22 protein-coding genes and 3 tRNA genes are annotated in these 25,136 nt (G+C 35.2%); 12 read left to right on the top strand and 13 right to left on the bottom strand.

What is annotated here, in order from left to right:
* Window positions 1–78: 78 nt before the first annotated feature.
* Window positions 79–3,780: a PAS domain-containing protein gene (locus tag M947_RS23285; protein ID WP_021288150.1), complete on the bottom strand. Its 3,702-nt coding sequence runs from the start codon at window positions 3,778–3,780 to the stop codon at window positions 79–81.
* Window positions 3,764–4,711 (bottom strand): GGDEF domain-containing response regulator, encoded by a 948-nt coding sequence (locus M947_RS21150; RefSeq protein WP_021288151.1) that lies wholly within the window; start codon window positions 4,709–4,711, stop codon window positions 3,764–3,766. Before M947_RS21150 ends, M947_RS23285 begins: the two co-directional genes overlap by 17 nt.
* Before the next feature lie 159 nt (window positions 4,712–4,870).
* On the opposite strand from M947_RS21150, the gene M947_RS21155 reads away from it, so the two are divergent.
* Complete coding sequence (locus M947_RS21155) at window positions 4,871–5,308, top strand: nucleoside deaminase (RefSeq protein ID WP_021288152.1); 438 nt, start codon at window positions 4,871–4,873, stop codon at window positions 5,306–5,308.
* Between the two features lie 3 nt (window positions 5,309–5,311).
* On the opposite strand, the gene M947_RS21160 is transcribed toward M947_RS21155, so the two are convergent.
* Both M947_RS21160 and M947_RS21165 read right to left on the bottom strand, forming a co-directional pair.
* Complete coding sequence (locus M947_RS21160) at window positions 5,312–6,196, bottom strand: patatin-like phospholipase family protein (RefSeq protein ID WP_021288153.1); 885 nt, start codon at window positions 6,194–6,196, stop codon at window positions 5,312–5,314.
* Window positions 6,197–6,223: 27 nt separating this feature from the next.
* Window positions 6,224–6,562 (bottom strand): P-II family nitrogen regulator, encoded by a 339-nt coding sequence (locus M947_RS21165; protein ID WP_021288154.1) that lies wholly within the window; start codon window positions 6,560–6,562, stop codon window positions 6,224–6,226.
* A 349-nt stretch (window positions 6,563–6,911) separates the two neighbouring features.
* Between M947_RS21165 and gyrA the strand changes: the two genes are divergently transcribed.
* The 10 genes from gyrA to M947_RS21215 all read left to right on the top strand — a co-directional run bounded on the left by gyrA (window position 6,912) and on the right by M947_RS21215 (window position 15,318).
* Window positions 6,912–9,401, top strand: a complete 2,490-nt coding sequence (gyrA, locus tag M947_RS21170) for a DNA gyrase subunit A (protein WP_021288155.1) — start codon at window positions 6,912–6,914, stop codon at window positions 9,399–9,401.
* Window positions 9,402–9,469: 68 nt separating this feature from the next.
* Entirely contained in the window at window positions 9,470–9,979 is a 510-nt protein-coding gene (locus M947_RS21175; RefSeq protein ID WP_021288156.1) for an LPP20 family lipoprotein, read from the top strand.
* Entirely contained in the window at window positions 9,928–10,338 is a 411-nt protein-coding gene (locus M947_RS23640; protein WP_021288157.1) for a hypothetical protein, read from the top strand. Before M947_RS21175 ends, M947_RS23640 begins: the two co-directional genes overlap by 52 nt.
* 20 nt (window positions 10,339–10,358) lie before the next feature.
* The gene (locus M947_RS21185; protein WP_021288158.1) at window positions 10,359–11,501 is read left to right on the top strand and encodes a sigma-54-dependent transcriptional regulator; all 1,143 of its coding nucleotides are present in this window, start codon (window positions 10,359–10,361) and stop codon (window positions 11,499–11,501) included.
* 9 nt (window positions 11,502–11,510) lie between these two features.
* Complete coding sequence (locus M947_RS21190; protein ID WP_021288159.1) at window positions 11,511–12,542, top strand: aspartate-semialdehyde dehydrogenase; 1,032 nt, start codon at window positions 11,511–11,513, stop codon at window positions 12,540–12,542.
* Window position 12,543: 1 nt separating this feature from the next.
* A complete protein-coding gene (locus M947_RS21195; protein ID WP_021288160.1) occupies window positions 12,544–13,062 on the top strand; it encodes a YqhA family protein in 519 nt (172 codons plus the stop codon).
* A gap of 46 nt (window positions 13,063–13,108) precedes the next feature.
* A complete protein-coding gene (gene hemE, locus M947_RS21200) occupies window positions 13,109–14,149 on the top strand; it encodes a uroporphyrinogen decarboxylase (RefSeq protein WP_021288161.1) in 1,041 nt (346 codons plus the stop codon).
* An 8-nt stretch (window positions 14,150–14,157) separates the two neighbouring features.
* On the top strand, window positions 14,158–15,090 hold the full coding sequence (locus M947_RS21205; RefSeq protein WP_021288162.1) for a radical SAM protein: 933 nt from the start codon (window positions 14,158–14,160) through the stop codon (window positions 15,088–15,090).
* A 55-nt stretch (window positions 15,091–15,145) separates the two neighbouring features.
* Window positions 15,146–15,220, top strand: a tRNA-Asn gene (locus tag M947_RS21210).
* A 23-nt stretch (window positions 15,221–15,243) separates the two neighbouring features.
* Window positions 15,244–15,318 (top strand) — tRNA-Asn (locus M947_RS21215).
* 125 nt (window positions 15,319–15,443) lie between these two features.
* On the opposite strand, the gene M947_RS21220 is transcribed toward M947_RS21215, so the two are convergent.
* The 9 genes from M947_RS21220 to proB all read right to left on the bottom strand — a co-directional run bounded on the left by M947_RS21220 (window position 15,444) and on the right by proB (window position 24,088).
* Window positions 15,444–15,520, bottom strand: a tRNA-Ile gene (locus M947_RS21220).
* A 65-nt stretch (window positions 15,521–15,585) separates the two neighbouring features.
* Complete coding sequence (locus M947_RS21225; protein WP_021288163.1) at window positions 15,586–18,699, bottom strand: efflux RND transporter permease subunit; 3,114 nt, start codon at window positions 18,697–18,699, stop codon at window positions 15,586–15,588.
* Window positions 18,700–18,719: 20 nt separating this feature from the next.
* Entirely contained in the window at window positions 18,720–18,998 is a 279-nt protein-coding gene (locus M947_RS21230; RefSeq protein ID WP_021288164.1) for a hypothetical protein, read from the bottom strand.
* Window positions 18,988–19,911 carry a 16S rRNA (cytosine(1402)-N(4))-methyltransferase RsmH gene (gene rsmH, locus M947_RS21235; RefSeq protein ID WP_021288165.1) on the bottom strand — a complete coding sequence of 308 codons (924 nt, stop codon included), beginning with the start codon at window positions 19,909–19,911 and terminating at the stop codon, window positions 18,988–18,990. Before rsmH ends, M947_RS21230 begins: the two co-directional genes overlap by 11 nt.
* 98 nt (window positions 19,912–20,009) lie before the next feature.
* Window positions 20,010–20,309, bottom strand: coding sequence for a metal-sulfur cluster assembly factor (locus M947_RS21240; RefSeq protein ID WP_021288166.1), 300 nt, complete (start codon window positions 20,307–20,309; stop codon window positions 20,010–20,012).
* A gap of 26 nt (window positions 20,310–20,335) precedes the next feature.
* Entirely contained in the window at window positions 20,336–21,571 is a 1,236-nt protein-coding gene (locus tag M947_RS21245) for a hypothetical protein (protein WP_021288167.1), read from the bottom strand.
* Window positions 21,572–21,575: 4 nt separating this feature from the next.
* On the bottom strand, window positions 21,576–21,917 hold the full coding sequence (locus M947_RS21250) for a hypothetical protein (RefSeq protein WP_021288168.1): 342 nt from the start codon (window positions 21,915–21,917) through the stop codon (window positions 21,576–21,578).
* Between the two features lie 138 nt (window positions 21,918–22,055).
* Window positions 22,056–23,288 carry a glutamate-5-semialdehyde dehydrogenase gene (locus tag M947_RS21255; protein ID WP_021288169.1) on the bottom strand — a complete coding sequence of 411 codons (1,233 nt, stop codon included), beginning with the start codon at window positions 23,286–23,288 and terminating at the stop codon, window positions 22,056–22,058.
* A 17-nt stretch (window positions 23,289–23,305) separates the two neighbouring features.
* Window positions 23,306–24,088, bottom strand: a complete 783-nt coding sequence (gene proB, locus M947_RS21260) for a glutamate 5-kinase (protein ID WP_021288170.1) — start codon at window positions 24,086–24,088, stop codon at window positions 23,306–23,308.
* 78 nt (window positions 24,089–24,166) lie between these two features.
* On the opposite strand from proB, the gene M947_RS21265 reads away from it, so the two are divergent.
* Window positions 24,167–24,925, top strand: a complete 759-nt coding sequence (locus tag M947_RS21265) for a pyrroline-5-carboxylate reductase (protein ID WP_021288171.1) — start codon at window positions 24,167–24,169, stop codon at window positions 24,923–24,925.
* Window positions 24,926–25,136 lie beyond the last annotated feature (211 nt).

Consider the following 25,136-nt stretch of genomic DNA (forward strand, 5'->3'; position numbering starts at 1 on the left):
TCGTGGAGAACGCCACGGGTTAGCGTTCCTAGAAGTCCCACTTCCAAGAGAAACTAAAGTTATTTCACACTCTCAGAGCTAGGTACTCTCTTTTAGCAAACTCTCCACAACTTCTATAGCTCTATCATACTCTAAATCTTGCACACTATCTTTTAACTCTTTGAGTCTGTCTTGTGTTACTTTATCTTTTAAAAATAGGTAGATGTTGTTAAAAAAAACATCATCAATTACGGATGATTCAAAAAGCAACTCTTTTAGCTTTATAAGCTCCTCTTTACACTCTTTTGTATCTTTTATACTACTTATCTCTATCTCTATTTCTTCTTGTGTCAATCTAGTTAGCTCATCTTTAGTCTTACTTAGTATGGTCTCAAGATTTTTTATGTCACTACTTTTTATACCCAGATCAAATGACTCTTCTATCTTTTTACAAATCTCACTAAGTGCTTTAGCACCTAAATTTCCACTCATTCCCCTTAGTGCATGAATATCCATTTTAGCTTCTTCATCTTTGATCTTTAGCTTTAAAACTATATCTTTAAACTCACTATCTAACTGCTCTTTAAATTTAACAAGTATCCTTTTTGAGAGTTTCTCTGAACCAATGGAATTTTGCAAAAAATCTTTATCTAAGATTATGGCTCCACTTGAGTTTTTAAAAATCTTATCTTTACAAAGCTCTTTGATTATTAAGTAGAGTTTATCTGAATCAATAGGCTTTGATAGATGCTCATTCATAGTTGCATCTAAGGCTTTTTGCCTATCTTCTATGGTTGAAGCTGCGGTTAATGCTACTATTGGGACAACCTTATCAAACTCTCTTATAAGCCTTGTTGCTTCTTCTCCACCCATGATTGGCATCTGCATATCCATAAGTATCAAGTCATAATCATCTTGATACTCTTTGTATTCATATACAGCTTCTTGTCCATTTTGAGCTACAAATACTTCTATACCTACTCTTTGCAGCATCATCGTTGCTACTTCTTGATTTATTTTATTATCTTCAACAAGCAAGATTTTGAGTCCGCTTAAATCTGGTAGCTCTAAGATTTTTTCATGCTTTTTTAAAATATCATCAAAAGCCACTACTTTAAAATCTCTGTCTTTTTTATTAGACTCCTCTTGCCACTCTTTAACCTCAACTTCTATCTCAAAACTAAACCTACTCCCAACTCCTTCTTTACTATCAACCTCAACTCTCCCGCCCATCGCTTCTATAATTTTTTTTGAAATTACAAGTCCTAGTCCAGTTCCTCCATACTTTCTTGTTGTTGAAGCATCAGCCTGAACAAAAGCTTTAAAGAGCTTAGAGAGTTGCTCTTTGTTCATTCCTATGCCCTCATCTTCTACACTAAAACAAAGAAGTGCTTTTGTTGGGCTTAGCTTTTGCTTTAGCTCTACAGAGACTTTGATACTGCCTTCTTCTGTAAACTTGTACGCATTACTTAAAAAGTTAGTTAAGGCTTGTGCTATTCTAAGCTCATCAGAGACTATAACACTAGGAACATCAGCCCTACTTAAAAAGCAAAGTTCTAAGCCTTTTTTCTCAAAACTATCGCTAAATATCACACGAAGTCTCATAAAAATATTTTCTAACTCAAAAGCTTCTAACTCAAGCTTAAGGTGCCCTGCTTCTATCTTGGAGTAGTCCAAAATATCATTTATAATACCAAGAAGCATTTTTGAAGATCCACTTATCTTAGATATTAAATCTTGTTGCTTTGTATCTAAGCTTGTATCTTGCATAAGCTCACTTAAACCTATGATAGCATTCATCGGAGTTCTTATCTCATGACTCATATTTGCTAAAAATCGACTCTTTGCTTCGTTTGCTAGTTCTGCCTTTTTAGCACTTTTTTCAAGTTCTATCTTGTCTAAAACTTTTTGGGTTTCATCATTATATATAGCTATAACTTCTTTAGTAGAGATTCTATAAACAAAATTCTCTCTATAGACACTAAGCTTTTCATCTTCATAAAAAGATATAGGATGATATTCTGAGATGCCTGTTTCATAGACTCTCTTAAAAATATCAAAAAGACCCATCTTTTTGACCATTGGAAAAACTTCAGTAACTCTCTTACCTATGGCATCTTCTTTTGCTAAGTTATCCATAATCAGTGAGGCTTTATTTATATCTTTAAATACAAAATCTTCTCCATCATTATAAGCTTCATATATAGCCACTCCGCTTTTCATGTTATCAAAAAGCTCTTGTAGCATCTCTTTACTTTGCAATACCTCTAGTTTTAATCTCTCTTCATTGTCTATAAAGCTATGAGTTCCAGCCATCTTAAGAGCTTTTTTATCTCTATCCCACTCTATAACCTTTCCTCTATCAAGCACCCAAACCCAATGACCATCTTTGTGTTTCAATCTACATTTTGATTCATAAAAATCACTTTTTTTCTCAAGACACTCCATAAGTTTTTTATTACTCTGTATTAGGTCATCAGAATGAGTTAACTTATTCCAAGTATCTATGCTTAAGGGGGAGAGTTCACTGATAGTATAACCTATCATGCTAGCCCATTTCTCATTAACGTCAACATCTCCAGTTTGGATATTGTATTCCCAAGTACCGATATTGGTACCATCTATGATATTTTCTAACCTCTTTTTTTCATTATAAAGAAGCTTCTTTGTCTCTTTAAGCTGAGTTTGATCAAAAATATATCCGCGAATGGCAACAACATCGCCTTTGCTATCTCTTAGAAGTTGCGTAAAATCATAAAACCATCTATACTTGCCACTCTTTAGTTTTAATCGATAAGATTGCTCATAAACATTTGCACCGTTTGAGATATAGTTACTTACTTCTTTAGTTATCCTTGATATATCATCCCTATGAATCAGATCTGAAAATACAAAATCTCTACTTAGCATCTCATCTTTTGAAAAACCTAAAACTGACTTAGAATTTTGAGAGATATAGTTTATAGGCCAATTCTCGCTTGGCTCCCACTCTACAACCACAACAGGACCTCCAGAGAAGAGCTTTCTCTCTATTTCTAGCTCACTCTGTGCAGATTTTTTTTGTGTTATATCTATCAAACTCCAGATGACGCCTTTATTTAAATCATCTCTATCTAGTGGAGTTCCAAAAACTTCACACCAGATAATTCTGTTATCTTTTGTTTTGAATTTATACTCTATATTTGTTATATTTGAGTCTATTAGTTTTTTATACTCACTCGTAAACTCTCTAAAAGAACTAGATGAGGCATGTATAATTTCGAAGCTTTTACCTATTAACTCATCTTTTTCAAAGCCAAACATTTCACAAGCTCTTTTATTTAATTCAATAATTTCTCTTTTTGAAGATGCCAACAAAATAGCTACAGCACCATTATCTAAGAGAACCTGATTTAAACTTGTGTTTTTTTCTAGCAACTGTTTTTGTTTTAGCTCTTTAGTTATATCTATAAAAGTTACTACTATTTCATCTTTAGTAAAGTAATTTTCTGTTATTTTTTGAGCAAAAACTTTAAAAGTATATATCTCATTCTCTTTTTTCATCTTTACGAGATGTTTTTTTTCTGGATTACTAAAGATATACTCTATCCAATTTAAAGCTCCCATATTAGTCTTTAAGTAGCCTTTTTCTTCGATAAAATGTTCGCACACACAGTTATTATGAGTCATAAATTCTTTTATATTTTCATAGCCAAAAAAATCTAAAAATGCTTGGTTTGCCTCTGTAAGCCTTTTTCCGCCTTTAGTCACTAAAACTATGTTGTGTTGGGCGTCAAATATGGCTTTAAATTTGTTTTTCATATACTAAAGCCTCGTTATTTGAGCAAAACTTATTTCTGCCACTCTCTTTTGCTTCATACAGTAGCCCATCAGCAGATGATAGTATCTCATCTTTTTCTATATTTAAATCTTCTGATTTATGAAAGATTCCCAAACTAATAGTTATTTTATTTTGAACTTTTGAATATAGATGTTCTATGTTTAAATTTCTTACTGCATCTAAGAGTTCATTAGCGACTATTGAGATATTTTCTTGCGGTAAATTGTTAAGAAGGACTACAAACTCCTCTCCACCATACCTTGCTATAAAATCGTTTGGTCTTTTTAGAGTATCCTTTAGAGCAATAGCTACCTTTCTAAGTGCTTCATCACCTTTTCCATGTCCATAATTATCATTATAAGGCTTAAAAAAATCAATATCTATCATAATTACTGTCAAATCTTCACTTTGACGCAGAGCCTCTTTATATCGTCTCTCAAACATCTCATCAAAGTACCTTCTGTTTGGAATATGTGTCAAGCCATCATACATAGACAACTCTTCTAATATGTCACTTTTAAGCTTTAACTCTATATGATTTCTCACTCTTAGTTTTACAATAGTTTTTTTAAAAGGTTTCGTTATATAGTCTATAGCCCCTAAGTTTAAGCCATACTCTTCATCTTCTTGACTATCTTTTGCAGTTACAAAGATGATGGGAATATTTTTAGTTTGTTCATTGTTTTTCAAAATCTTACAAACTTCATAGCCATCCATCTCTGGCATCATAATATCTAAGAGTATCAAATCTACCCCCATATCACTAAGCGCAATCTCAATAGCTTTTTTTCCATTTTTGGCAACTTTAACTTCGTACTCATCTTTTAACAAATCATTTAAAAGCAGTAAGTTTGTTGTCATATCATCAACTAATAAAAGAGTCGGCTTTTTATTTATATCTATTTTGTCCACTATTTATGTTCCTTAGATAAGAGATTTTTTTCTAAAATTAAAATAACATGTACTCATAATGTTACCTATTATAGCACTTTGCTAATAATTAAAACATAAAATAACTTTAACATTTTTGTAGTACAATTCTTTAACAACTGTAAAATATAGGACGCAAAGATGAATAAATTTTTACAAATAGCCCTAGAAGAAGCAAAAAAGAGTCTCAAAGAGGGTGGAATCCCAATAGGTTCAGTTCTAGTTATTGATGACAAAATTGTAGGTCGTGGTCATAACAAACGGGTTCAAGATGGCAGTGCAATTCTTCACGCTGAGATGGACTGTCTTGAGAATGCTGGAAGATTATCAGCCTCAGACTATAAAAAGGCAACGCTCTACTCTACACTTTCACCTTGCTTTATGTGTAGCGGAGCCGCACTTTTATATAAGATTCCTAAAGTTGTCATAGGTGAAAACAAAACATTTCAAGGTCCTGAGGAGCATTTACGCTCAAGTGGCGTAGAAGTGGAGGTTTTAGATGACAAAGAGTGCTACTCTTTGATGCAAAACTTCATCAAAACAAACCCAGAACTTTGGAATGAAGATATAGGAGAGTAAACTTTACTCTTTTGTGTCATCTTGTGATGTTAAAGCTTCATGTTTTTCTAAAGTCTCTTTAGTTATTTTGTAACCATATTCTATAATCTCTTTTGCTCTTGTAAATTCAAACATACTACATAGATTTCTTGGTATAGTTATCTCTATATCTGGCGGATATGCGGCTAACTTCATCCTAGCTACGCTTCCTTGCATAGTCTCAAAAGATTTGTTTGCCACTATATGCATGCCATCTTCTTTAGCTATGGATTCTGGCATAGATAGCTTATTCATATACTCTTGGATTTTTTTAGAAAAAGAAGAGCCATTGTTCTCTTTTTTAAGCGGGGGTTCACTTAGAGCTTCCCCGCTTAAATTTACAGCTATTGTTAGATCAGTTGAGTCATTAAAACTAGGTGCTATGGGAACTGGGTTTAAAACACTTCCATCAACTAAGAGACTGCCATTTCTAGAGTAAGGTGTAAAAAATAGTGGCAATGAGATAGATGCTCTGATGGCTTCTAAGAGCCGTCCCTTATTCATCCAAACCTCTTTTTCTTCATCTATATTTGTAGCCACTGCGGTAAACTTTATCTCTAAATCTTCTATAAGTGGGTTACCAGCTAAATCTTCCATTTTTTTCATAAGAGCCTCTCCCGAGACAAAACCTCCAGAGCCTTTAAAATCTAGTAGTTTTAACATATCTAAAATGTCAATATTTTTTATCCACTCAACATAGTTATCCAGCCTACCAGCCGCATAAAATCCACCAATCAAAGCTCCCATAGAACAACCGGAGATGGATTTTATCTCAAAGTCATTCTCCTCAAGCCACTTTATAACACCAACATGTGCTAAACCTCTTGCACCACCACTACCCAAAACCAAAGATACACTTTTTTTACTCATTTTTTTAACTCTCTTTTGTGTTGCTACCTAAATAGCTTCGCTATTTATTTCACCTGTTCTGATTCTAATAATTTTTTTTATATCACTAACAAATATTTTTCCATCACCTATTTTTCCAGTTCTAGCCGCTTGTATAATAGTCTCAGTTACTTTTTCTACACTCTCATCTTCTACTACCATTTCGATTTTTATTTTTGGCAAAAATTCTACAACATATTCAGCTCCGCGATAAAGTTCATTATGACCCTTTTGACGTCCATATCCTTTAACTTCACTAACTGTCATACCTATTATACCTATCTTGGCCAAGGCATTTTTTACATCTTCTAACTTAAATGGTTTTATAACTGCTTCAACTTTTTTCATAAATAATCTCCTAGGATTTTATATACTCAAACTTTCGCACATAGACTTAAGTTAATCTATAAATTTTTGTTGAGTAATATAAACTATAAACAGCCACTCTATACTCATGGTTTTCTTACAATAATAAAGCAGTTTTTATAAAGCAATTATACCAACTATGCTTTAAAGAGGCTATAAAATCCAATCTTTAAAATGTTAACATATATAAACACTTCAAAAATACTAATAGTAGAGTTTCGCATCAACTCATTTTAGGTCCATTATATTTTTTTTAGCCATATTTACGCATATCTTAAGAGTGTTTTAGGTATTATCAATATATTTTATTTTTCAAGATTAGGTGTTATATATGAGCGATTTGCTAAACAATGATGAAGTACAAACTATAAATATAGAAGAGACTCTTCAAAACAGTTACCTCGATTATTCTATGAGTGTAATCGTAGGTCGAGCCTTGCCAGATGTTCGTGATGGGCTTAAACCTGTTCACAGAAGGATTCTTTATGCGATGGACAAACTAAGCCTCTCTCACGGCTCAAAGTTTAAAAAGTCTGCTCGTATAGTTGGTGATGTTATTGGTCAGTATCATCCACACGGTGATACTGCTGTTTATGATGCACTAGTTCGTATGGCTCAAGATTTCTCTATGAGAATGCAACTAGTAGATGGTCAAGGAAACTTTGGCTCCATAGACGGTGACAACGCTGCTGCTATGCGTTATACTGAAGCTAGGATGACAAAATATGCAGGCGAACTTCTAAAAGACTTAGAAAAAAACACTGTAAATATGATAGACAACTATGATGGTACTACAAAAGAGCCAGATGTTATGCCAACTCGTGTTCCAAACCTGCTAATAAATGGCTCATCAGGTATAGCAGTTGGTATGGCTACAAACATCCCTCCACATAACCCTAAAGAGATTTTAATGGGGCTAAAAGCACTGCTAGCTGACCCTAATATCTCACTGAGTGGGATTATGCAACACATAAAAGCCCCTGATTTTCCAACTGGCGGTATCATTTTTGGTAAAAAAGGTATTATGGATGCATATGAGACTGGTCGTGGGCGTATCAAAGTTCGTGCTAAAACTCATATAGAGCAAAAAGCTAAAAAGGAAGTTATTGTCATTGATGAACTTCCATACCAAGTAAACAAAGCTAGGCTTATAGAAAACATAGCAAATCTAGTAAAAGACAAGATGATAGATGGAGTCTCTGAGGTCCGTGATGAGTCTGACCGTGATGGGATGAGAGTCGTGATAGAGCTAAAGCGAGATACTATGAGTGAGATTGTTCTTAACAATCTTTTTAAACAAACTAGCATGCAAACTACTTTTGGTATCATCATGCTCTCTATTTTAAACCAAGAGCCTAGAATCTTTGGCATTATAGATGTGCTAAAACATTTTATAAATCATCGTAAAACTGTTATCATCCGTCGTACTATTTTTGACCTTGAAAAAGCAAAAGCTAGAGCGCACATCTTAGAGGGTCTCAAAAAGGCCATCGATATTATTGACGATGTTATCCGCGTTATTCGTGCCTCAGGAAATGAAGAAGATGCAAAGAACAATCTTGTAAGTGAGTTTGAGTTCTCTGAGATTCAAGCTGCAAGTATCGTAGCTATGAGACTTGGCCGCTTAACTGGTTTAGAGATAGAAAAGATTGAAAATGAACTAGCAGAGCTTATGAAGCTCATAGAGTACCTAGAGTCTATCTTAAAAAGTGAAGAGGTTCTTCATGGCATCATAGGTGAAGAGTTTGATGAAGTTCTTGAAGTTTATGGATCAAACAAAAGAAAAACAGAAGTAGAAGATGATTATGATGACATAGATATAGAAGATCTTATCCCAAATGAGCCGATGGTTGTAACCATCACTCATAGAGGTTATATAAAAAGAGTGCCACTAGCTCAGTATGAAAAACAAAAAAGAGGTGGAAAAGGCAAGACTGCAATAACTACTTATGAAGATGATTTTATAGAGAGATTTTTCACTTGTAACACTCATGACACACTTCTTTTTGTAACAGACCGTGGTCAACTTCACTGGTTAAAAGTATATAAAATCCCAGAGGGAAGCAGAGTAGCAAAAGGAAAAGCTGTAGTAAATCTTCTAAACCTAATGGCAGATGAGAGAATCCGCTCTATCATACCAACAACAGACTTTAGTGAAGAAAAAAGCTTAGTATTCTTTACGCAAAAAGGTGTTGTAAAGAGAACAAACTTAAGTGAGTTTTCAAACATCAGAAGCAACGGCGTAAGAGCTATAGTTTTAGATGAAGATGATGCGCTAATTACTGCTAAAATAGCCGATCAAGATATAAAATACTTGTTTATAGTTACAAAACTAGCACAGTGTATAAAGTTTGACATAGAAAAGATCCGTGAGCAAGGTCGAAGTACGCGTGGAGTTAGAGGTATCAAGTTTAAACATGAAGATGATGAAGTCATAGATGCTAACATCATTGCAAATGATGAGCAAGAGATTTTAGTAGTATCTGAAAAAGGTATCGGTAAAAGAACATCTGCTGGTGAGTATCGTTTAACGAATCGTGGTGGTTCTGGTGTTATTGCTATGAAGATGACCAATAAAACTGGTAAATATGTAGTTGGTTGTCTGATGGTAGATGAGACTATGGATATGATGGCGCTTACAGTTGCTGGAAAGATGATAAGAGTTGATATGCAAACCATCTCAAAATCAAGCAGAAATACATCTGGCGTATATATAGTAAAAGGCGATGACGTTGCAAGTGTCTCAAGATGCCCTAAAAAACCTGATGAAGAAGATGAAGAAGATGATATGACTCCAATCGATATATTAGATGTGGAATAGTAGTTGCTAATTCTAAATTATCATAACAATAAAGACACTTAACTAAGTGCCAAACAAAGGGAAATAAAATGAGAAAACTTCTACTACTAGTGGCAATCTTATATTCGTCATCTATAATTGCTGATTCATCTTTAGAGCCTAAAATATCTCAGATTGATTCTAAGGTATGTGCTATAGACAACAAGGTTGAATCCATACAATCTGATATAAAAGATATGAGCAAGCCTAGAGCTGTAGCAAAAGAGGGAGAGCGAGTTTTAAGTAGAGAGACTGATATCCTTGTTAGTGTTATTGGGCAGGGCGTAGCACCTATGAACACTGCTTCTCCAGCACAAGCTTACGCACTCGCAAAAAGAGCAGCAACAGCTGATGCTTACAGACTTATAGCCGAAAAAGTGGTTGGTGTTCGAATTGATGGTCAGGACTCTATCAAAAATATGATGGTCAAAAGATCAACAATCCGTACATCAGTAAAAGCGATGGTAAGAAATGCAAACATTGTTGAGACTACTTTTAAAGAGGGGCTATGCGAAGTAGAGATGGAAATTTTAATCTCTTACTCAGATTTTGCTCTTTAGCTATAACTTTTTCGCTTTCTACTCAAGCTAGTGAATATATTATATCTTATCGTTTTGTTGTAAAAGATGCCACTCTTTACAACGAAACACTCCACATCTCAAAAGCTATGCAAAAGTGTAGTGGAATCCCCCAAACTCCTTTACTCCTTACAACATACAAAGATAAAAATCTAAAAAAGACTATAAAAAACAATGAACAAGAGTTTATAGATTTTATACATAAACTAGGTCTTAGTGTTGAGCACAAGGAAAAAACCACAAACCACATAAACAGATCCACAACAATTTTGACACTAAAGAGTACTTGTTTCAAAGTCGATTTTAATGATAATTTTGCTAAAATTACACCTTTAAAATAGGGCTTAAACAGGATATTTTTGTGAAGATTGCAATAGTAGAAGACGATATAAATATGAGAAAATCTTTAGAGATTGCAATGAGCGACTATAAAGAGTTTAAAATCATCACATTTAAAAATGCAGTAGATGCTCTTAAAAAACTCGACAGCACTTTTGACCTAGTCATTACAGATATAAATATGCCAAAGATGGATGGCATTGAGTTTGTAAAAGAATTAAATGGCAAATATGAAGTCATAATAATGACAGGAAATGCGACACTCTCTCGTGCTATAGAGTCCATACAACTAGGCGTTAAAGATTTTTTGTTAAAACCTTTTGATGTTGATACTTTAGTAGCAGCTATAAAAAGAGAAGATAAAATCCAAAAAGCACAAAAAAGGGTTCCTAAGAAAAAAAGTGATGCTAGCGGATTTTTAGGAAGTTCTAGTGCTTTGCGAAAGGTTTTAAACATAGCAGACAAAGCTTGTAAGACTGATGCAAGCATACTTTTACTGGGCCAAAGCGGAGTTGGCAAAGAGGTTTTTGCTGACTATATACATAAAAACTCGCCTCGTGCAAAAAAGCCTTTTGTTGCGATAAATATGGCGGCAATTCCAGAAAACCTTATAGAGAGTGAGCTTTTTGGTTTTGAAAAAGGTGCATTCACTGACGCAACTGAAGCAAAAGCTGGGCAGTTTGAACTAGCACAAGGTGGTACACTTTTCTTAGATGAAATAGCAGAGATGCCCTACTCTCTTCAAGCAAAACTTCTTCGAGCATTGCAAGAAAAAGAGGTAAGACGTTTAGGCTCATCAAAGAGTATTAAGATTGATATTCGTGTTGTCTCAGCTACAAATGCTAACCTTGAACAAAAGATAAAAGATGGAGAATTTAGAGAAGATTTGTACTATAGATTAAACACTATTCCTCTAAATATTCCACCACTTAGCCAAAGAAAAGATGAAATTTTAGAGATTGCAGATGCAATGATAGAAGTTAACTGTAAAAAGTACTCATTTAAGGCAAAAAGACTCAGCGAAGATGCAAAAAAGCAACTTCTATCATATGCTTGGCCAGGAAACATTAGAGAACTTTTATCAGTAATTGAGCGTGCAGTTATACTTAGTGAATCAGATATTATAAAAACAGATGAACTTTTTTTACAAAATAAAATACAATAGGAGAAACAAATGTCTAAAAAATTTAATGTAGCAGTAGTTGGAGCAAATGGGGCAGTTGGAGAAGAGATACTGAGAGTTCTTGACGAACTTAATTTTCCAATAAAAAAATTAGTGCCACTTGCTAGTAGCAGGAGTGCTGGAGATACGGTTGAATTTAACTCAAAAAAAGTAGTGATAAAAGAGCTAACAAGTAATATCTTCGAAAAAGAAGAGATAGATATAGCACTTTTTTCAGCTGGTGGAAGCGTTAGTGCTAAGTATGCACAAGATGCAGTTAGAGCTGGTGCGGTAGTTATTGACAACACTTCTCACTTTAGAATGGATGCTGATGTTCCTTTGGTTATCCCTGAGGTAAATCCAGAGGACATTGCTAAGTGGAGAGTAAAAGGAATCATAGCAAATCCTAACTGCTCAACTATTCAGATGCTTCAAGTGTTAAAACCTCTTGATGACGCTTACGCTTTAACAAGAGTAGATGCTAGTACATATCAAGCAACTTCTGGTGCGGGAAAAAGTGCTATGGAAGAGTTAGTATCACAAATGCAAGCCTTTTTTGCATTTAAACTAGATGATGCCCAGCATAAAGCATTTGCACATCAAATAGCTCTAAATGTTATCCCCCAAATAGATGTTTTTATGGATAATGGCTATACAAAAGAAGAGATGAAGATGGTAAATGAGACTAGTAAAATTTTGCATAGAGAAGTTCCATTAAGTGCTACTTGTGTGCGTGTACCAACTCTTCGTGGTCACGCTGAAGCGCTTACACTTACATTTAAAAATGATGTGGATGCAAAGATGGTTACAGATGTTTTACAAAAAGCTCCAAACATAGTTATAGTAGATGAACCTAGTGAGAGCATCTACCCGATGCCTGCAGCTTGTGTAGATATGAATGAAACTTTTGTAGGTCGCATACGAGCTGATAACTTTGCAAAAAACATCATTCATCTATTTGTAGTTGCTGATAATTTAAGAGTCGGAGCTGCAACGAATGCTGTTCGTATAGCTCAAAAATGGATAGAGATGGAAGCAAAGTAATATGTTAGAAAAACTGTTTGAAAACACTCTATGGAGCACAAGATTTATAGTTGTTTTGGCTGTTATTTTTGGTCTTGTTGGTGCTGTAATTTTATTTGCAGTAGCGAGCATTGATATAATTTCTACTGCTAAGTATGTTTTTATAACTTATACAACAGGTGCTCATCCAGATAAATTTCATGAAGATGTAGTTGGTGGTATTATCGGTGCAGTTGACCTTTATCTTATCGGCATAGTTATGCTTATCTTCTCATTTGGTGTCTATGAACTTTTTATCTCAGATATAGACGCAGCAAAGTGTGAAGAAGAAACTGAGAACAAAATACTAGCTATCGACTCACTAGATCAGTTAAAAGATAAGATCTCAAAAGTCATAGTTATGGTACTTGTAGTTGGATTTTTTCAAAAAGTTGGTTACACTAAATATGAAGGTGCACTAGATTTGTTCTATTTAGCACTTTCAATCACTGCAGTGGCAGTAGGTTTATACTTTTTATCAAAAGTAGGAAAAAAGCATTAGTTTTAAGATAAGTAGACTAAAATAACACAACGATTAAAGGATAAGAATGAGTAAAATATTTGTAGATGCCTGTTTTGGCAAGGAGACTCCATACACTCCGGTTTGGATGATGAGACAAGCGGGTCGTTATCTACCAGAGTATATGAGAGTTCGAGCTGAGGCTGGAAACTTTTTAAAACTTTGCCATAACCCCAAAAAAGCTTGTGAAGTCACACTTCAACCTGTAGATATAGTTGGAGTTGATGCAGCAATATTATTTAGCGATATTTTAGTCGTTCCAAACGAGATGGGAATGGATTTAGAGTTTATAAAAGGTTCAGGTCCAAAATTTCATAATCCTATAAAAACAGAAGCTGATATAGATAGACTCATAGGCGCACAAGAAGCCGCATCAAAGCTAACTTATGTTTATGAGACTATAGAACTTATAAAAAAAGAGCTAGATGCAAGAGGTGGCGAGACTGCCCTTATCGGTTTTACTGGTGCTCCTTGGACACTTGCAACTTACATGATAGAAGGCGAAGGTACAAAGACTTACAATATTTGTAAAAAAATGATGTATTCAAACCCTGCACTTCTACACAAAATACTTGCAAAAGTAACAGAAGTTGTAAAAATCTATATGCAAAAGCAGATAGAAGCTGGGATAGATGTAGTTCAAATCTTTGACTCATGGGCAGCCGCTATTGAGCCGGGCAAATATGATGAGTTTTCTTGGAAGTATATGGTAGAAATCGCTGACTTTTTAAAAGAGAAGTATCCTCATATTCCAATCATTATGTTTCCAAAAGGTATTCCTGCATTTTTAGACAAAGTCTATGGTAACTTTGAAGTATTTGGCGTGGACTGGTCAACTCCAATGAGCCTTGCTAAAGAAAAGCTTGGAGACAAGTATGTTCTTCAAGGAAATATGGAGCCATGTCGTCTTTACTCAAAAGAGGCTACTACTGAGTGTGTAGAAATTATTCAAGAGACGATGCAAGGAGAGAGACATATCTTTAACCTAGGACATGGAATACTTCCAGATGTTCCAGTAGAAAATGCTATACACTTTATAAAAGAGTGTCAAAGAGTTAGCAAAAAGTAGTTAAGATCTTGAAAACAATTTTTGGTCCTATAAACTCAAGAAGATTTGGTTCTTCTTTGGGTATAGACCTCTCCCCTGCCCTAAAACAATGCAACTTCGACTGTCTCTACTGCGAACTAGCTCCTGCTGTTACAGTAGATGCGCAAGAGAACGTTGTTAGTGTTGAACAAATCATTAATGAACTAAAAGGGCATCTAGATGAGAAGATAGATGTGATAACCATAACCGCAAATGGCGAGCCAACACTATATCCACACCTAGATGAACTCATAGATGCGATAAACCAGATAAAAAACAATACCCAAACCCTTATACTTACAAATAGTGCAATGCTAGTAGATGAGAGAGTCTTTAATGCTCTTTTAAAACTAGATCAGGTTAAACTCTCCCTAGATGCCATTAGCAATGATATCTTTAACAAGATAGATAGACCTCACAAAGATATAAGAGTAGAGGAGGTTGTAAAAAAAGTACAAGAGTTTAGCAAAATATTTACAGGAAAGCTATTTATTGAGATACTCTTTGTTCATGGCTTAAATGACACCAAAGAAGAGATAGCAAAACTCAACCATGCACTACTAGGTATAAACGCCACTAGAATAGACTTAGGAACGATAGATAGACCGCCAGCCTATAACGTTGCTGGGATTAGCTACAAAGAGCTTCATGAGGCTGCACTCTTATTTGATAGAGAGTTACCTATCCACATCGCATCAAGAATCCATGCAGAACCAAACTATGCTAAGTACAACGAAGAAGAGATACTAAATACGCTAGATAAAAGGCCTCTTACTATGGATGATATAGATATTTTATTTGACAAGCCAAGTAAAGAGAGACTAAAAAATCTTATAAAAGAGCAAAAAATCATCAAAAAAAGAGTGGGGAATTTAGAATTTTTACTCCCTGCCACAAATGCAAGAAGAAAAAGAACAAAATAGCCCAAAAACCTTGACTTTTCCTCTTGCCTAAAGTATAATTTCGGCTCAATATCAATCCGGATTAGCTCAGCGGTAGAGTAGGTGACTGTTAATCACTTGGTCACTGGTTCGAATCCAGTATCCGGAGCCACTTATTGAAACTTACATTTAAATTCCGGATTAGCTCAGCGGTAGAGTAGGTGACTGTTAATCACTTGGTCACTGGTTCGAATCCAGTATCCGGAGCCACATTTTATACAACCTTAAAAACTTTCTAAATCTCGAAAAACATCTATTAATTCACCAATTCTAATATCAAGTGCAACTTTATAAATCTGAAAAATTGTTTGAGGCTTGAAAGTGCGGTGTGTAGGTGGTGGGTCCTGCGTGACTCGAACACGCGACCACTCCGTTATGAGCGGAGGGCTCTAACCAACTGAGCTAAAGACCCACCTGTAGTACAAAGCTTTGCTTTGTAGGGCGAAATTATAGTCAATATATCCTTATATTATTCTTTTACTGTGCTTTATCTTTTATTTTAAACACAACTGCATATAAAAGTGGTAGATATATAAGGTTTAACACCGTTGCCCACGCTATACCAAAGCCAAGGGAAATCGCCATTGGTTGAAGTATGGTAGCTTGCCCTGAAGCAAAAAAGATTAGCGTTGAGAGTCCTAAAACTGTTGTTAGGGATGTTAAAAGGATTGGTCTTAGTCTTGTTGCAGCTCTCCTCATCAGCTCTTCGGTGTTGTCTGATTTTGTGATAAAACTTACAACTATAAGTCCATCATTTACAACAACTCCTGCAAGCCCTACTATTCCTATAAGCCCCGGCATTGTTAAATTTATGCCCATAACCCAGTGGCCAAAAAAGACTCCTAATAAAACAAGTGGTATAGTGCTTAAAACAATGAGTGATTTTTTTATAGAGTCAAAGAGCCAAACAAGAGTTATAAAAATTAAAAATATAGCTATAACAGCAGATTGAAGTAACTCTTTTATATTTTTAGTATTTTCTTTCTCTTCCCCTTTTATATCTATCTTATAACCATCTTCTTTTAGTTTGGTAAATGTTGGTTCTAACTCTTTCATCGCCTCAGATGAAGTGAGCAGTTTTTTATCCAAACTTGCCATAACCGTTCTTATTCTTATGCCATCTTCTTTTTTAAGTGCTACAAAGCCTTGAATCATAATAAACTCACAAACTTCATGCAGGGCTATAAACTTGTCAGTTGATGGTATCTGCACCTCTAAGTTTTGTATGGAGTCTATCTCTTGGTTGATTCCACTCTCTATTCTTATGCGAACAAGTCCCTCATCATTAAACATCTTTGCATACTCACCTTTTAGGTAGTAAGCACGAAGTTCTTGAGATATAAGTTCCTCGTTAAATCCCAACTCTTGCCCATACTCATTAACTCTAAGCTTTAACTCCTTTTCTCCAGGATTTGCATCATCTGAGATATTATTAACGCCTTTTATATTTTGCAGTGCATTTGAGAGATACTTTACACCCTTTAAAATTTCATCTTCGCTCTTACCACTAAGGCTTATCTCGATGTCAGATGCAACAACTCCAGCATCTGGGACTTTTACAACTAGCTCTTCATAGAGAGGATTGTTGCCTTGTTTCATCTCTCTAAATGGCTCTACTATTTTTTCTATATCTTTAGCAATATCTTGTGCTGATTTTTGTCTTGTTAGTGCATCTGCATCATATTCCAATGATAAGTATGGACTGATATAGGTATCAAAAATATTTGAAGGTGCTCTCTCTTTTAAATCTATAAATATTTGAAAGTAATTATCTCCTGTTTCAACCATATTTTTAGCATCCATCTTAAAACCGATGACTGAGGTGATGGAAGAGAAGTCTGCTTCATTAGTGTTAGCTAAAAGTTCACTCTCTAGCTCTGTTATTATCTTTTCTGTATCCTCTAGCTCACTATTTACATCAACTTTTCCATAGATATAGACCTGAGTATTGTCAAAATCGGGAAAGAGTTGAAACTTTGAGCTTTTGATAAAAACAAAGGTTAAAAGTAAGATAGAAGAGACTATAACTATTAGTGAGAGCCATTTTTGTCTGAAGAAAAAATGCAAAATATTTGAGTGCCATCTGTTTGCATTTTTCCAAAGTCTTGAAGTAAAACTCTCCTTTTTTGAAACTTTTAAAAAGTCATATGCATGAAGTGGCAAAAAGTAAAATGCTTCAAACAAAGATGAGAGCAGAAGCACTGTTATCATAATAGGGATGATTTTTATAAACATTCCCATCTCTCCACTAAGAAGCAACATAGGTAAAAATGCAAAAATAGTAGTTAGCGTAGCAGTAAGTACTGCTGGAAACATCTCAATAGATCCAACTATAGCAGCCTCTCGCCTCTCCATACCCTCTTCTAAGTGTCTGTAGATGTTCTCCGCTACAATTATCGCTTCATCGACTAACATTCCTAGAGCTATTAGAGCACCTAGAAGGGAGAGCATATTTATGGAGTCTCCCATGATGTTTGTAGCGATTAGCCCTATCATAAAACTTACAGGAATCCCGATAGCCACAACAACTGCAATCCCACGGTTTATAAAGATAAGCATAGCTACAAAGACTAACATTAAACCAAAAGAGATATTTGTAAAAACAGTGTTTAGACGATTTTTAATCCAAATAGAAGTGTCTGTATATATATCATAACTGACCCCAACACTATTTTGCGACTTCTCTTTTAGTATCTCTCTTATCTGCTTAACTAGTGCTATAGCATTTCCATTTTCAGACTTTGTAACATTGATAGATACGTTTCTCACACCATTATAGTGAGAGAGTTCAGACTCATCACTAAGCTTAAACTCTATATCTGCAATATCTCCGATGCGAACACGAGAAGAGCCTACACTTATGATGGTATCTTCAACACTTTTTTTCGTTTTTTCTCCATTAAAAGTTGAGATATATAGATGTTTGCCTCTCTCTTTTATAGTTCCTATGGGAAAGATTGAGCTTATTTTTTTTAGAGATGCAACGACTAAAGAGGGGTTTAACCCATAGGCTAAAATCTTTTGTTCTTTTAGAGTGATAACCATCTCATCATCAGCATCACCACGAATAGTAACCTCATTTAAGTCTTTTATGCGGCTTAGTTCTGTTTTTAACTCTTCTGCTAAAAGTAGAAGCTCTTTTTTACTTTTATCTCCAGCTAAAGCGATGAGAACAAGAGGAAAGTTATGTAGTTGTATCTTAGCAATTGGTTCAGCCATATCGGCTGGCAAATCTTTTCTTACACTACTAATAACATCCTTTACATCACTTAAAACAGTACTGTTTTCTGATCCTGTTTTGATATCACTTATGATGGAAAAAGAGCCATTTTTTATGGTTGTTTCTATCTTTTTTAACTCATCAACATTTTGTAGTCCATCTTCTATGGTCTTTACAACCATCTTATCAAGCACATTAGCCGAAGTTCCTGCATATCCTCCGCTTACAATTACTTTGTCCATATTCATAGGTGGAAAAATCTCTTTTGGAATGTTTATATATGCAAAGATAGAGAGTGAAAGGATAAAGGCTAAAAATATATGGTTTAAGAGTGGTTTGTCAATGGCAAACTCAATAAAGCGACGAATCATTTTCTTCCTTGGGGAGAATCTTAAAAAAGTGTGTCTAATATCTGGTTTTTATATCTGATGGACTCAACAGAAGCGTTTATAAGTTTGTTCTCCTCTACAAGCGTGTCATATTCACCTTTTAGTTTTGAGATATCTCTGCTTTTGAAGTATATACGTTGCTGTATGTAGATTTTAGGAAAGAGTGCTAAAGATATAAAACTTATAATCAAAAGCATGAAAACAAGGTACTTAAAATCAAGTCTCTTTTTTTCATTTAAAACCTCGTCGACTTCATTTAAAAGTTCATCTCTATCTTGCATAGTGAAAAACTCTCATCTTAGCACTTCTGCTTCTAGGATTTGCTTTTAGTTCATCTTCACAGGCAGTTATTGGTTTTTTACTTAGTACTTTTCCTAATGAGTTGTCTCTTGAGCAAGTGCATCTAAAGGCATCATCAAGGCAGATACAGTTTTTTGTCCACTTTGAATAAGTATGCTTTACTATTCTATCTTCAAGTGAGTGAAAGGATATGATAGCGATGATGGCATCACTAAAGTTTGCATATTCTATACTTTTTAAAAGTGATTTTAGCTCACCAAGCTCATCATTTACTTCTATGCGGATAGCCTGCATCAAAAGTGTAGCAGGATGGATTTTTTTGCCATGAGGAAGAAGATGTTTGGTAGCATCACTTAGCTCTTTTGCAGATACAAAAGGTCTAGATGAAACTATGGCAGAAGCTATTTTCTTGTAGTTTCTTAGCTCACCGTATTCTAGTAAAATCCTCTCTAGCTCCTCTTTTGAGTACTCATTTACAACTTCTTTGGCACTAAGTGCTGCACTCTTATCCATTCTCATATCTAAAGTATCGCTCTCATATGAGAAGCCTCTATCTCTTTGGTCTAGCTGCAAAGAGGAAACACCTATATCTGCTAAGATTCCCCTAATATTACTAGTTCCATATTCTGAAATTATCTCATCTATTATGTTTGAGAAGCGACCTCTTTTTATGACTACTCTATCTGCGTATGGTTGAAGTCTTTTTGTAGAGAAATCTATGGCAGTTTGGTCTTGGTCTATGGCTATGAGTTTTATATGAGGGTTTGCCTCTAGTAGCATGGAAGAGTGTCCGCCATATCCCATAGTACAGTCGATAATAATCCCCTCTTTTATATCTTTAAATGAGTCGATTACCTCTTTGTATAGTACGGGAATATGTGGGATGTCTTGCAAAAAAAACCTTTAATTATATTGGGGCAATTATACATAAATAATGTAAATTTTCATTTCAATAAAAAATCTACTTTGATAAAAAAGGTTTTTAATATCTCTTAAGCCCCTAAAGCTTTTTTAACATTTTCATCAGCCATAGTAATATTCCACGCTGGCTCCCAAACAACTTCTACATCAACGCTTTTAATGTTTGCCATCTTCTCAACTGATTCTCTTACCCACTGAACTATCATCTGGTGCATAGGACAAGCTTTTGTTGAGAGAGTCATTGTAACTTTAACATTGCCCTCATCATCACACGAAGCATCATAAATAAGCCCCATCTCCACAAGGTTAAATCCAACCTCAGGGTCAATAACCGTTGATATCGCTAAAAGTAATTCTTCTTTTGAATACATATTTAATTCCTTAATTTCATTTTGTGTTATTTATAGTTAATCATAAAAAAAACATTTCTAAAAAGTGCAAACGCACCTACAACCAAAAATGAGGCGCCCGCTTTTATCATTGTGTCATTTTGCATAAGTATTGCGAGTGCTATAATACTCACTCCTATTGCACCAAAGACAAACTGTGCATGTGAACTTTTTTTTGGTAGCATGTCTGCTAACATTGGTACTTTTTGTTTTCCAACTAGTGGCGAGAATCTCTCAAACCAGACAAGAAATGGGATTATTTTATACATATGCCCAGTTATTACAAAACCAAAAAAGCCAAAAAACATAAGCCAACCACTAGCTAGCAGTAATGGTTCATACGATATAAAGAGATAAAGTACTCCAAAGGTCACAGCAACTACCATTGAGATATATCCAAAAAAAAGTGACATAACATAGATATCTATCTCTTTTCTAGCTCTTGTTTTAAAGATAGTATAGGTCATATAGAAGTAGATAAACATAGATATAACCGCTAGTGCATAAGCTGTGTACTCTATGAAAAAGTATTGTACAAATGAAGATATCACAACCAAAACAACAGAAATGCTCATCAAAGTTATGGAGATCTCAAGCGGTCTCATTGAAAAACCATGAGACAAGCCAAACATCGGAAGCAAAACAACAGAGAGTCCCATCAGAGTCACTATAATATAACCGCCAATAACTAAATAAACGTGACTACGAAGTAGTGAAATGATATCAACTTCAATAACTCCAGCATATCCAAGTGCCATAGTAAGCCCAAAGATGATGCCAAAAAACAAAAAAGTGTTTGAGATGAGTACGCTACTTATCACTAAACTAAACTTTTTTACTTTTTTTATGGTTGAAAATATCTCCATAACAAATATCATCATAGAGATTAAAACAACGGTTCCACCATATGGCAAAAGAGCAGGATATCCTAAAAATCCAACTGCCATCAAAAGTGTGCCGATACCAAGGAGTGGCCAGATAGCATAAAAAAGCTCAACTGCAGAGTGCCCAACTTCAAGCACAACTGGAACTAACTGTGCCATAGCTCCAAATATAACCATCATCACAAATCCAAGCAAATATAGATGTACAAAACTTAAAACTTTTGTATCTTGAACAAAAAGATTGTCAGCTGTAAAGAAGAAAATGTATATAGATGCTAAGAGATAAAAGACACCTCCGAGTATAAAAAACGGAGAGATTAGCTTAAAAGGAGGTGCAAAATCTTGTGAGATGGAAAACATAAACTTAGTGACAAGCTGTCTGAGTTAGATCAGAGTCAACTCCCGCATCTACACTTGTAAATGTAACTTTAACCAAGCCACCTTCTACCTCTTCAATACTGTAAGCAATATCAGATTCAAGCTTACCAAAAAGTCCACCTGGTGCTTTATGGTTTATCATAACTAAAACATTGTTATTGTTTTTGATAAGTCTTAAACCGCTCATCGCATTTACCATAGGGTCTGGTGGTCCACACTTAGATGTGTCAAAGTAGTAAGTACTCACCCCATCTTTTACAAGTTCAAAAAAGTCAACAGTTGCTCCTGCGACTTCAATTTTTTTTGCTTCGTTTGGTATCAATGTCATGTAAATCCTTTATTTTAATAATAAGTTTATTGTAATAAAGATTTTTGCATATGACATTGATATGTGTCAACTTGTACTACATCTACCTCAAGACCCATTCTAAAGCTAAGAAAAACAATACTTTTAAAGGCTACTTAGTTATCTAGTCTGCCCACTTCCGTAGATCTTAAACTTGTAAGTTGTAAGCCCTTCTATCCCCATAGGACCACGAGCATGAAGTTTATTTGTACTGATACCAACCTCAGCACCAAAACCAAAAGATCCACCATCTGTAAAACGGGTTGAAGCATTTACATAAACAGCTGCTGCATCTATTGCACCTAAAAACTTCTCAGCAGTTGTTATATCTTCACTAATGATGGACTCTGAGTGACCTGAACCAAATCTAACGATATGCTCTATCGCACCATCAACACCATCTACCACTTTTATATTTAAGATATTTGCCAAGTATTCAGTATCAAAATCCTCTTCGGTAGCCTCTTTGACATCGATAATGGCTCTAGTTTTTGAGCAACCTTTTAACTCTGTATGAGCTTTATCAAACTCTGCTTTAATTTTTGGCAGTGCATTGTCTGCTATAACCTTATCAACTAAAAGCGTCTCCATTGCGTTACAAACACCCGGTCTTTGAGTCTTTGCGTTTATTGCGATTGCAATAGCATTGTCAAGCTTTGCATCTTTATCTATATATATGTGACATTGACCTTTATCGTGCTTTACCACACTTACAGTTGCGTTTTGGCTTACATAACTGATAAGACCTGCTCCACCGCGAGGAATAATGAGATCTACATACTTATCCATCTTTATAAGCTTTGCAACACCCTCTCTTGAAGAATCCTCTAGTAGTGAAATTAGGGCTGTTGGAAGATTATTTTTTGTTAGCACGCTTTGAAGAACTTTTGCTATAGCTTTGTTTGAGTGCTGGGCTTCTTTTCCACCTTTTAGTACACAAACATTTGAGCTTTTAAAACATAGCGCTGCTGTATCACTTGTTACATTTGGACGAGACTCATAGATGATGCCAATCACACCGATTGGAATACTTGTTTTTTCAATCTTTAGCCCCTCTTCTGTTATCCAACCATCAAGAACGCGACCAACTGGCTCTTTAAGAGCTGCTATCTCTTCTATAGCTACAGCCATCGCTTCAACTCGACTCTCATCAAGCAGAAGTCTATCTTTAAGTGCACTAGAGAGATTATTTTTATCTGCATCTGCCATATCTAGTGTATTTGCTTGAACTATCTCTTTTGTTTTTGCTCTTAGCTCGTTTGCCATCTCTCGAAGTATCGAATTTTTTTTGCTGCCACTGATGGTAGAGAGAACTCTACTTCCATCTTTTGCTTCTTTTAAAAATCTTTCCATTGCTTAATCCTTTGAGTCTATTTTTTGTCTTTAGTCTCTTCTTTTGGTATAAAGAGTGTACCTAATGTATGTGTGTCATGTAGTAAAAATTGCTCTGCTGCAGTCAAGTCAAAACCATTTGTTAAGAACATTTTTCTTCCATTTTTAAGCATAAAGTCTGCAGCTTTTAGTTTAGTAACTATTCCACCTGTCGCAAAAGGGTCATTTGGAGTTGCAGCATCTTTTAGGGAGCCTTTTGGCAGTTCATGTAAAACCTTATATATCTTAGCATCATTATGCTCTTGCGGGTTTTTATCATAATAGCCATCAATATCACTTAAAATAACTAACAAATCAGCTTTTACTGCGTGTGCAACACTTGCTGAGAGTTGGTCATTATCCCCAAATAGTTGCTCAGGAGTAGATGTTATATCATTTTCATTTATGATTGGTAATATATTATTGTTAAGATGTGCATCTATGATATCTTGAAACATTTTTGTTCTTTTTCTTGAATCAAAATCATCTTCAGTGAGAAGTATTTGAGCTGTATTTATATTGTAGATATCAAATTTTTTCTTATAGCTAGCCATGAGTATTGGCTGACCAGCAGATGCTATCGCCTTTTTGCCAATCTGTTTATTCTTATCTAACTGCAGTGCTGAGTATCCAGCAGCAACTGCACCAGAAGTTACTAATAAAACATCATACCTCGCCCTTAGCTTCACTATAAGAGTTACAAGATTTAGCATCCTCTCTTTTGCTATCTTATTTTTGTCCGTAAGCACGGCACTCCCTACTTTTATTACTAACCTGTTCATTTATCGCCTTTTATAAACTATGCTCTTTGCACAATTGTAATGTATGTTATACTAGCATAAAAACTTTAAGGGACTATTATGAGAACAATTACATTCATTGGTAATGGAAATATGGCACTAAGCATCGCAAAGGGATTAAGAGATAATTATAACATCGAAGTTGTAGGCAGAGATGCTAAAAAGCTTCAAGATTTTGAAATAGAGGTAGGAGTGAGCGTAGAGAAGCGACTTTTAGAAGGCTTTAATATGGAGGATAAAACAGTTTTGCTCTGCGTTAAACCTGCAAATGTTGATGAAATTTCTAAAAAACTAAAAGGAAAAGCAAGAGTTATCTACTCAGTTTTAGCGGGTACTAGCATTGAGAAACTAAAGTCATCTCTAAACTCTGGCGCAGTTGTAAGAACGATGCCAAACTTAGCTGCAAGTGTAAGAAAGTCTATGACAACACTAACAGGAGATATAGAGTTTAAAGAAGAAGCAGAGGAGATTTTAGGCTCTATTGGCAAAACTCTATGGCTTAGTAGCCAAAAAGAGCTCGATATTGCTACAGCCCTTGCTGGAAGTGGTCCTGCTTATCTAGCTCTAATCTCAGAAGCTCTAGCTGATGGTGCAGTAAAGCAAGGTTTAAAAAGAGAAGATGCCATGGTTGTTATGAGAGGTCTCTTTGGTGGATTTGGAGAGCTTATACAAGATATCCATCCTGCACTTTTAAAAGATGGAGTGATGAGTCCTGGCGGAACAACAGCCGCTGGTTATGGAGCACTAGAAGATGGAAATGTAAGAAGTGCCTGTATGGATGCTATTGCAAAAGCTTATAAAAGAGCAAAAGAGTTATAAAATAAATTTTTGTGTCACATCACGGAACCCCGAACAAGTTCGGGGTTCCAAAAATCACATTAATATCTAGGAAGTGAGGCTTCAGCCTCGCAGAGATACTTTGAAGCTGTACAGTGCGGGACACATAGTGGAGAATGCCATTGGTTAGCATTCCCAAAAGTCCCACTTCCGAAGGTATGGCATACTCTCTGGCTCCCATGCTCTGCGTGGG

The organism is Sulfurimonas hongkongensis (assembly GCF_000445475.1).
GTDB classification, from domain to species: domain Bacteria; phylum Campylobacterota; class Campylobacteria; order Campylobacterales; family Sulfurimonadaceae; genus Sulfurimonas; species Sulfurimonas hongkongensis.